This is a genomic window from Mycolicibacterium xanthum (assembly GCF_019710635.1).
GTDB classification, from domain to species: domain Bacteria; phylum Actinomycetota; class Actinomycetes; order Mycobacteriales; family Mycobacteriaceae; genus Mycobacterium; species Mycobacterium xanthum.
Genome location: NZ_JAIFZS010000026.1, coordinates 1 through 2,303, shown reverse-complemented (window position 1 = coordinate 2,303; position 2,303 = coordinate 1). Strand labels below are relative to the sequence as shown.

The 2,303-nt window shown below is 64.7% G+C and carries 4 protein-coding genes; all 4 read left to right on the top strand.

The annotated features are described in order from the left end of the window. The first annotated feature begins 489 nt into the window (after positions 1-489). The 4 genes from JDV09_RS12130 to JDV09_RS12115 all read left to right on the top strand — a co-directional run bounded on the left by JDV09_RS12130 (position 490) and on the right by JDV09_RS12115 (position 2,045). Positions 490-693 (top strand): hypothetical protein, encoded by a 204-nt coding sequence (locus tag JDV09_RS12130; RefSeq protein WP_221369385.1) that lies wholly within the window; start codon positions 490-492, stop codon positions 691-693. A 4-nt stretch (positions 694-697) separates the two neighbouring features. Further along, positions 698-856, top strand: a complete 159-nt coding sequence (locus JDV09_RS12125) for a hypothetical protein (protein ID WP_221369384.1) — start codon at positions 698-700, stop codon at positions 854-856. A 284-nt stretch (positions 857-1,140) separates the two neighbouring features. Further along, complete coding sequence (locus JDV09_RS12120) at positions 1,141-1,386, top strand: hypothetical protein (protein ID WP_221369383.1); 246 nt, start codon at positions 1,141-1,143, stop codon at positions 1,384-1,386. A 470-nt stretch (positions 1,387-1,856) separates the two neighbouring features. Continuing rightward, the gene (locus tag JDV09_RS12115; protein WP_221369382.1) at positions 1,857-2,045 is read left to right on the top strand and encodes a hypothetical protein; all 189 of its coding nucleotides are present in this window, start codon (positions 1,857-1,859) and stop codon (positions 2,043-2,045) included. The last annotated feature ends 258 nt before the right edge of the window (positions 2,046-2,303 follow it).

Genomic DNA, 2,303 nt, shown 5'->3' with positions numbered 1-2,303 from the left:
ACACCTGCTGCACAGTGCATTCTGCAACGATCCTGATAATTCGGTCCGGCGAGCAGGCCCATCAACCCATTGAACCGTCCCAGGCCCACACCAGCCGTCACAGCAAGCTCAACCGCAAGAGCGGTTACCACCTACCCCACGAGACCCGTTCGACACCAGCCACCTAGAGGCCTGGCAAACCCGCTGCTGGGCCCGCCCGGTCAGGTCCCGTACAGGTCCCAGAGGGTCTCTGAAGTAGAGAAACCGCAGGTAGAACGTGGTGCGCGATACTGGGATTGAAACTGATCGAGGCCGCCGACAAGCTCGACCGGCTCGACGCCTGACTACCGCAACCAAACGTCGGCCCGTCACTGCTTTCCGCAAACGAGTAGCGCATGACTTACAGCCGGTAGCGCAATACTCGCCCCCAGGCAGGCGCCGAGCGCGAGAATTGCACTTTGGAGGAAATCGGGCCGGAAAACTACATCCGTCGTGGGAAGGGAATGGCAAATGGCTGAGGTGATTACGGAGTACTGCAAGCGTTGCGGTCACCCGAAAGAGCATCACGACCTGAATGTTCACTTCGACCCCGAGGCGCACCCCGCGAAGGCTCGCGAACAAGCCGCGCTGGGCCAGGGCGCGTGCCACGACATGTCCTACGGCGACCATCACTGCATCTGCGTGGAGTACGAGAGTTGGACCGCTACCAAGTAGCGCGATGACCGATAGCACCACCGCCATCACCGCCCCCACCGAAGCGCAGGCCGCGGAAGCTGTCGCGCTGGCCGAGCGGATCGCCGCCACCCTGTCCGACGATGAGGTGGCCCGAGCGAAACACCGCGCCCAAGAACTGGCCGGAATCGACCCCGCGACGTAGGACAAGCCACAATCGTCGGCCCGTCACCCGTTCCCCCCAGGGTGGCGGGCCGGCTTCGTTGTGCAGGTCGGGAAGTGTCCCGCCCACGCGCACGCGGACAGGGCACGGGGAGACGGCCCCGGTGTTGGCGTTGTAGCGGTCCCGCCCGACGCGCACGCGGACAGGACAGAATGCCCGGCAGATGAGAGGGCACTCACTTTCAGCCCATCGTGCTATCAGGTCGCTCCCGGAATCTGGACTTATCCGCGAAGTGCGCGGGCCAGATGAATGAAATGGAGCACAACATGACGACACGACCCGCCCCCTGGAAAGTCCTCGCCATCGCCGCCGCTCTGACCGGCCTGGGCATGGCCGGCGCAGCAATGGCGACCGCACAGCCCAGTACCGCTGGCTCGGACACCTCGACGTCGCGATCCACCAATGCCGACCGCGGCGGTCCCATCCCCTCCAGCAAGACCGGTTCGGACACCTCGACGTCGCAGTCCAACGACGGCTCGCGTCTCGGCAGTATCTGGGGCCCGACTCGGTAGCCGCCACCCCAAGGGCCCGCCCTGGCTCACCGCGTGGTTGGCGGGCCGTTCACTTCCGCCGCCCAGCAGCAATACCCGTTGCTAGCGTGAACGGTTATCAGGCACACCGACTTACGGATGGAGCAGCATGGCGGCCAAATTCGAAATCATCAAAGACTAAGGCCGGCGAGTACCGGTTCCACCTCAAGACCCTCAGCGAGTAAACCCCGCAGCACTCCCTCGGCGTGGCCGGGCGACCTCAGTCTGTGAACGACTTCTTGGCCCCGGTTGACCAACCACGAACGCGGTGTGAACCTGAGAGCTGCTGTGGCGCGGGTGTTGGCTCACCGACGACGACGACTGGACCGCTCTCGACACCTGGCGGCTGAGATGACCGTCGCGTGTCTTGTGCGCCGACATGTGCCCGGGCCGTTTACGATCCACCTCGTGGAGTTGATCGCGACAGCCAACGATGAAACCTCGAGGCTGAGGTGAACACGAAGAGCGTGGGTTACGCCGCCATCGCGGTCGGGGTCCTGGCTGTGCTGGTGGCCGTTCTGGCCGATCCGCTGGGGGTTGGCGGATACGAGGGCTTTGGCTGGAAGCAGGGTGTGCTGCTGGGCGTGGGAGTCCTGGTCGCCCTCGGCGGCGTCGGCGTCATATATAGATCACGGCGGTAGCCGAATCGGCCCGTGGTTCCCCCCGACGCCCCGCACCCGTGTGATGCGTATCGACGAGGACGGCGGCGACCAGGCCGGGTGAGACACCAGGTGGGCATCTGCCGTCACCGTGTCCGGGACATGATCAACCTGGTCGCTTGGACAGCCGCGACAGCGGCCGCCACCACGGAAAGCAGGTCGTACGTCGTGACGCCGTTGTCAGGGGTGAGAGTGAGAAGGATGCGTCCCTCGAACACCTCATTGGCGGCTGGCCACAGC

What these genes read in the sequence shown, in the direction of transcription:
- JDV09_RS12130 (WP_221369385.1), top strand. Translation starts at nt 490, where the DNA reads ATGGCTGAGGTGATTACGGAGTACTGCAAGCGTTGCGGTCACCCGAAA.
- JDV09_RS12125 (WP_221369384.1), top strand. Translation starts at nt 698, where the DNA reads ATGACCGATAGCACCACCGCCATCACCGCCCCCACCGAAGCGCAGGCC.
- JDV09_RS12120 (WP_221369383.1), top strand. Translation starts at nt 1,141, where the DNA reads ATGACGACACGACCCGCCCCCTGGAAAGTCCTCGCCATCGCCGCCGCT.